4 protein-coding genes, 1 tRNA gene and 1 pseudogene are annotated in these 7,157 nt (G+C 51.6%); 4 read left to right on the plus strand and 2 right to left on the minus strand.

Annotated elements, in window-relative coordinates; genetic code table 11:
* Nucleotides 1-448: 448 nt before the first annotated feature.
* Both C8N36_RS22155 and C8N36_RS22160 read left to right on the plus strand, forming a co-directional pair.
* On the plus strand, nt 449-1,612 hold the full coding sequence (locus tag C8N36_RS22155; RefSeq protein ID WP_170125958.1) for a restriction endonuclease: 1,164 nt from the start codon (nt 449-451) through the stop codon (nt 1,610-1,612).
* 41 nt (nt 1,613-1,653) lie between these two features.
* Nucleotides 1,654-2,379 carry a hypothetical protein gene (locus C8N36_RS22160; RefSeq protein WP_097806893.1) on the plus strand — a complete coding sequence of 242 codons (726 nt, stop codon included), beginning with the start codon at nt 1,654-1,656 and terminating at the stop codon, nt 2,377-2,379.
* A gap of 311 nt (nt 2,380-2,690) precedes the next feature.
* On the opposite strand, the gene C8N36_RS22165 is transcribed toward C8N36_RS22160, so the two are convergent.
* Nucleotides 2,691-2,765 (minus strand) — tRNA-Phe (locus C8N36_RS22165).
* A gap of 147 nt (nt 2,766-2,912) precedes the next feature.
* On the opposite strand from C8N36_RS22165, the gene mnmH reads away from it, so the two are divergent.
* Nucleotides 2,913-3,971, plus strand: a complete 1,059-nt coding sequence (gene mnmH / locus C8N36_RS22170) for a tRNA 2-selenouridine(34) synthase MnmH (RefSeq protein ID WP_097806894.1) — start codon at nt 2,913-2,915, stop codon at nt 3,969-3,971.
* Here mnmH and selD read toward each other — a convergent pair.
* The gene (selD, locus tag C8N36_RS22175) at nt 3,953-6,112 is read right to left on the minus strand and encodes a selenide, water dikinase SelD (protein WP_097806895.1); all 2,160 of its coding nucleotides are present in this window, start codon (nt 6,110-6,112) and stop codon (nt 3,953-3,955) included. The two genes, mnmH and selD, sit on opposite strands and share 19 nt — an antisense overlap.
* Before the next feature lie 736 nt (nt 6,113-6,848).
* Here selD and C8N36_RS22185 point away from each other — a divergent pair.
* Nucleotides 6,849-7,157 (plus strand): annotated as a pseudogene (locus C8N36_RS22185) (transposase); the annotation flags it as partial.

The raw sequence follows: 7,157 nt of genomic DNA on the forward strand, positions 1-7,157 counted from the left end.
CCTTCAAATGTAAAGATCTACACTGTGTGTTGCGATGACCGGCTGAATCCATCCCCACTAAAAATGGGGGGATTACCGCTACAGTTAAAGCCTCGCAGGCAAAGCGTTTAGAACACCTGAAAGAACCTGTCGTTTCAACAACTCCTTGATGCCAGCGGTGGTCACTCCACTTTCTTACACGGTTGAGTCACCCCGCCGAAACGCATCGTTCTGCTGGGCAATCTGTTGAACCGTTGGTGACACCAAGTGGACCTCTTACCGTGGGGTCCTGCGCAGTTGTGGCGACTTCATTGAGATAGCGACCGAAGACCGTATTCGCCAATAGGTCAGATCCCGATTGCAGGGTATTGGCGCAGCATCTGAGCTAGGTTTGATGTTTTTCTTGCAAGCACATTGCACTGTATTTCCACCCGCGTATGCTGACCGGCGATACTGGAAAAGCACAAATATGAGCAATCTGATACATTTTGACGTACCTCCCCCAAAGAGCTGGGAGCACTTTGAAGAGTTGTGCGCGGACATTTTTCAGTTCGAATGGTCCGACAAATCATTGGTGCGGCATGGTCGCTTAGGTCAGAGCCAAAACGGTGTCGATATTTATGGTCGCCATGGCGCGGTGTGGCCCATTGGGGTCCAATGTAAAAGAAAGTCGACCTGGCCTGTTGTAACGGTAAGTACGAAGGAACTAGATGAAGAAGTAGAGAAGGCAAAATCTTTCGAGCCAAAACTCAAGGAATTCATACTCGTTTCAACGGCTCAATCAGACGCTACATTGCAAAAGCATGCCCGGTCTATTTCAGAGGAAAATCAAAAATTGGGCCTCTTTGAGGTTCATGTTCTTAGCTGGTCAGATTTGGTCAGGAAGTTAAAATTCCATGAAAGCGTAGCCAGCAAGCACTATGGGCAGTTCGCCAAGACCCCGATTTCTCCCCTGCTTGGCACTTGGACAACTAAATGCGGAAAACTGCAGGTGGATGATCGCGAGCTTCTTGTTGCAATACGTGAGCTTGCACACGATCTTGAGGATTTTCCTGAAGGGCGGTTAGTCATTCAACAGTATGAAACGGAAGCGTTACTCACTGAAATCCAAAGATTCCAGGCGATTATTCCTGCTGATCTGGAAACGAGGGAGAAAATTTCCGATCTACGGGATGATTTGCGAAAACAGCGCCGGGCAGAAAAAAGGGTGTTAACAGCGATAAACATTTTGCTGACGCATCAATCGTTTTCTGAATTGATGATTAAGGTTTGGGATGGGGCCGCGATAATTCGAGCAGTGCTCGAACTATTGTTGACTGACAAGCCAAAGCTCAACCAAACCAGCAACCTTAGATTACACCCACCAAGGGCGGTCAGCGGTGAATGGGTGACTTCCGGAATAGATCAAAGCGATGTTAAAGTGATTTTCGAGCGCCAATCCGATTTGCGAGATAGATATCCAAAGCTCAACGTAAATAGTTTGATCGAGATGTCCGATGTTGCAAAGTTTCGCTACGGCATTCCAACTATGATCAAAGGCATCCTGGAACAGATTGATAGTGGGGCAGATCTTCCTGATTTGGAAGATCGAAAGTGGCTCGATACGGAGGCTTGGACTTTCAGCTTTTCTTGAAGAACGACAAAGATTTAGCGGTTAAGTGATTGAGACAGAGAATGCAGGAACATCAATTCATTAATTTCGACGCCAAGTGTGAGCTGGATCAACCAGTCTACAGAATCATGAAGCAGGAGCACGTGTTTTCGCTATTTCGCGACCGCCGGAACGCAATGAGCCGGTTCTCCAATTGGAAGGATAACTTCGAGAACTTCCTCATGAGGTGCGGACATGAGGTCGACGGTGTCAGATACGACAACACCACCCGAGAAAAGATGGTGGCACAGTGTTGGACCAAAGAAAAATACGCCGAAGCGATGTGGGGAATCTACGCCAACGACCAAGATCAGCGTTTCTTGCGCATCAGGTCTACTCCACGTCTCCTACTCAGCGCCTTATGCCAAGCCAAACCAGACAACGCTTCAGACCTTTGCCGGGTTGGTCGTGTCAAATACGAACTAACAAGCGAGATCAGGGCTTATTACGACAAGAACAAGAATGCGGATGTGAGCATGCAGCTCCTGTTTCACTCTCTTCTCAGGAAGCGCCGAGCGTTTTCCCATGAACGCGAGGTTCGACTAATGTATTGTGCTTTGTTTGGGGCGTTGGATGAAAGAGGGCTGTTCTGGTACGACGTCGATCCCCAAACGATGATTACCCAAATCATGGCCGACCCGAACCGAGATCGGTCAAGGTGGCGGAAAGACAAAACCGAGATCCAGAGGGAGACTGGGTTTCTTGGGGAAATCAAACGTTCGAAGATTTACGATGCGCCCGATTGGTAATCTAAGGCCGTAAGGGCCCTCAGCACCGGGTAAATAGTCAAACCACAAAAAACACAAAAACCACAGATTTCCACCAACAATCCCAACAGCTTACCCACGAAAAATCACATTTGGAGCACCATAAGCACGGCAAGGAGCGTTGCTACCGTACTGTGCTAGAACTGTGCTAGGTGCACGGCGCGGCGCTCACAACGTACTGTGCTAACAGGTAATTCTAAGGCTGTGCTAGGACTGCGCTAGGGTGAAACTGCGCTAATCAAGTAGACGACAAAACAGTAGATTATTTAAGCTATTGTATTTGTTGTTTTAAATGGTGCCCGGGGGCGGAATCGAACCACCGACACGAGGATTTTCAATCCACTGCTCTACCCCTGAGCTACCCGGGCATGGGTGAAGGACTGTCCTTCGGGTGAGGGGCGGTCTAAACGAGGCTTGGGGTGGTGTCTAGAGCCTTTTTGAAGAAAAATGAACTTGAGGGCGATCCTTCAGCTTTTTCCTTTCGGAACACCAATTTGGCAGTTAGATGATGTCTCATGACACTCGTTCTTTCATCACTAAAAATGTGCTTGGATCACGGTTTTGACACGGTCATCGATGTCCGTAGCCCGTCTGAGTTTGCCGATGACCATATTCCCGGCGCTATCAACCTGCCGGTCCTGAATAACGCCGAACGGGCCAAGGTTGGGACGATCTACAAACTGCAGAGCCCGTTTACGGCGCGCAAACTGGGCGCTGCGTTGGTTTTTCGGAATGCTGCCAATCATATAGAACACGCATTGAGCCACCACGGAGGCGCGTGGCGTCCTATGGTTTATTGTTGGCGAGGGGGGCAGCGGTCAGGGTCGTTCACCTGGATGTTACGCGAGATCGGCTGGCGGGCGGAAGTGGTTGAGGGGGGGTACCGGACGTATCGGCGGCTGATCACCCAAACCTTGTATGATGATCCATTGCCATTCCGAATAGTGCAATTGGGAGGATACACAGGGACTGCCAAAACAGAATTGCTGCATTTGGTCCGCCTACAGGGTGTTCAGGTTTTGGATCTTGAAGGATTGGCGCAACATCGCGGGTCGTTGCTGGGTGCCATGAAAGAGGGGCAGCCTAGCCAAAAGGCGTTTGAGAGCCGTTTGGCCCTTGCCCTAAATGCGATGGATCGCGCCCGGCCTATCTTGGTTGAGGCAGAAAGCAGCAAAATCGGTGTTCTCAACCTGCCGCCAAGTTTGTGGGACGCGATGAAGAAAGCGCCATGGCTTGAGATAACCGCACCGTTGCCGGCCCGGGCCCGTTATTTGGCGCAGGCCTATGAGGACATCCTTGCTGACACAGAAGGTTTGCTGAAAAGCCTGCAGCCCCTGCGCGTTCATCGCGGGCATACTTTGGTCGATCACTGGGCTGACTTGATTGCCGAAAACAGTAAGCTGGCCTTGTGCCAGTCACTTGCGCAGGATCACTATGATCCAGCATATGAAAAATCGATGCGCAGCGCGGCACCCAAAATTGCGCACAGTTTTCATGCGGCTAACCTGATGCAACCAGCATTGAATGAGTTGGCAGGAAAAATTTCCGAGCGCATTCACTCTATGGATATCTGACCGACATCAGCCGTGATCTCGCCGATGATTGCAGCCTCGAACCCGGCTGATTTAAGCTGTGCCATGTGTTCGGCCGGATTTCCTGAAACGGCGGTCAACAAGCCGCCTGCGGTTTGGGGGTCAAAGAGAAGGTCGCTCCGCGGGTCTGATGCAAGACCAGGCAAAACGAGTCGGTTTTCAGGGAACAAACTTGAGCGCGTGCCTGTCTGCGAAAGCTCTAAAGAGCCGGGCAGCAAGGGGACGTCTGACACTCGAAGGCGGGCACCGACGGCTGACTTTTGACAGATGTTCATCAGATGACCCGCCAATCCAAATCCGGTGACATCTGTCATTGCATTGGCTTCGGCCAAAATTTTAGCTGCTTGGCCTTGCGGAGCGCTCATATGCCCAAGCGCGCCCGCAACCCATTCGCCGCGTGCGTCCCCGGTCATTTCCGCGGCCATAATCACGCCGCTGCCAATTGGTTTTGTTAAAATGAGTGTGTCACCGGGCTTGGCCGCGCAAAGAGTAATCGGTCTGTTTTCGCATAAACCGGTGACGGTAAAGCCAATCGTCAATTCGCCCCCTTGTGAACTGTGGCCTCCGACGATGGCGGCCCCGGCATTTGAGAAAAATGTTTGCGCAGCGAGCATGATTTCGGTCAGAGTTCTTTCGGCAAGCATGGCCGACATACGCGGTAAAATGACCGTTGCAGTTGCGGCCTGCGGGCTGGCACCCATGGCCCAAATATCGCCCAGTGCATGATTTGCCGCGATCCGCGTCATCGCAACTGGATCGTTGATCATGGCACGCAGATGATCGGTGCTTATCACTTGATTGACACCGCCTGTTATCAGTAGGGCTGAATCGTCGCCAGCTAGATACTGAATATCTGGCCGCGCAGGGGTGTTGATCTGCGCCAAAGCAGCTTGCAAAGCATTTCGGCCAATCTTGGAACCGCAACCGCCACATAACGGTTTTCCGCCCAATACTTCGGCAGCTCCTGCGGCGCGTTCCTCGGGCAGTTTCGGTTGCGACATTTTTGGCAAAATCCGGAACTTGTCCATAAACGTTTGGTCAATCCGGTTTTTCCATTTCCATATGGCAGGCCCTTGGAATGACACGCCAAAACGATCCCCTAAAGCTGACTTTTCACCAAGTGATATCAGTTTCAGATAATCCTTTTGAGGCCTGTAAGCCTGCAGGTTCCCCTTTTCACTCAACCGGACACGCAAATTTTCATAAAGGATGTCGGCCTGCCTAACCGCAAAAACCCCAGCTTTGGGCCGAGGCGATTTGACCATATGGGCGCAATCGCCAACCGCAAACACATTTGGGTCTGAGGTCAAAAGGTGCTCGTCAACATTTATAAAGCCTTGCTGCTGTTCTAGCGTCGTGGAGGCAATCCAATCATGCGGTTTTGCACCTGCCGCCCCACAAACAAACTGTGCGGCAATGGTCTGTCCATCGCTCAGGACAACACCGTCACCGGTCACCTTGGTGATGTGGGCGTGTTCATAAATTTGAACGGACTGGGCCTTCAAGGCTTCAAGTAATGTCTTTTTGCTTTTGGGGGGCATTGTGGACAGAACCGAATGGCGATCGATGAGGCTGACGTTCGCGTCACGTCCAGCCAGTCGCAAGGCATAGGCAAAAGCCATTGCGATTTCGGCACCCGCGACGCCGCCGCCAATAACTGCGACATCGGCACATCCGGATTGAGTCTTGAATTCGCTCCATGCGCGAGAGAATTGATCCAATGGTTTGGCAGGGACGGCATGTTGGGAAAAGCCGGGCAGGGTGGGCATTGCGCTGGTTATGCCGATGTCGATGGATGCCACATCATAATTGATAGGGGGATCTCCTGACACAATGATAGTTTTAGTCTTTGGATCTATTTCTGATACGGCACCCAATATGACGCGCGCGCCAGCGAAACGAGCCAGACGCACCAAATCAATATTCAAGGCGTCGCGTGGGTAATGACCGGCCAAAAAACCCGGTAGCATGCCCGAATATGGTGCCGTGGGTTCAGGGTTAATCACGGTTATCCGAGCGCCGGGCAGCGGGTTCATCCCCCATTTCCGCAAGACCAAAGCATGCGCATGTCCTCCGCCAATCAAAACCAGATCTCGGGAAAGCGGCAAGGGGTTGTTTTGCATGTCAGCGCTCCTTTGCAAGCTGACTTACCATGGTGGACAATCGACGCCCATGAGGCAGTTGGTCAATTTGCTGTGGGGTGAATGCGTCCTCACATAGGTATTGCATCCAGTGCTACTTTGAATGCTTTCTTCGGCGCGATGCCACCTTTTGTTAGCCCTGAGAGACTAGGGACGTGATGAAACTCGATTCGAGCGAACAATAAGCGGTCGATCCAGTCAGAAGCTCGCATTCGCTTTGATCAAGATTGAAGCGAGGGTCTTTTGGCGCACGAAATTGATCTGAGGACATAGAGTTGCGGGGGCGACTGCCGGGCTTCCTATGCTCTGTTCGGTCACAAAAGCAGGCGGAACTCTCTTGGCCGCGATATAGTGGCTGGTCTGATCTGTCCGGCAGGGCCAGCCTGCTTATTGCCAGCCTGAGCATCTGGCGCGTAGCCCAAATTACTCAAATACGGAAGATCGAACAATTTCATGCTGTACAGCATTGTAATGGCCACATGTTTGGCGTCAGACACCATGCCTGAAATTTGGTGGTGCCTTGGCGGTGCAAGTTCACTGTCGATAGAGTCTGTGTCAGCCAAACTGGCAAGAAACAGGTGAAACGTGTTGACCAATGAGATGAGGTTTTCACTGGTGAGATCAAGCTCCGAACCTGAACACTGCGAACCAATCTGGACCTGTCGCGGTTTTGTTGCCGCTCCTTTGATAGCATTTACTGCAGCAAAGGAGACGGGCTATGGGACTGAAACGGACGGACGAATTGCGCCATGATGCGGTGCGTATTGCACTGACAAGCGGGCTAACGCGCAGGGAAGTAGCTGACGATCTGGGGGTCGGCATGTCAACGCTGAACAAATGGACCACAGCGCACAGAGACACCGATGTGGTGTCGAAAGAGGACATGAGCCTCGCTCAAGAGAATGACCGGCTTCGACGGGAGAACCGGCTTTTTAAGGAGGAGAGGGAGATCCTAAAAAAGGCCACCCAGTTCTTTGCGGGCCTAAAGCAATGAGATTTAGGTTTGTAGAAGAACACTGGACCAACT

It is taken from the genome of Pelagimonas varians (assembly GCF_003208435.1).
GTDB lineage: Bacteria > Pseudomonadota > Alphaproteobacteria > Rhodobacterales > Rhodobacteraceae > Pelagimonas > Pelagimonas varians.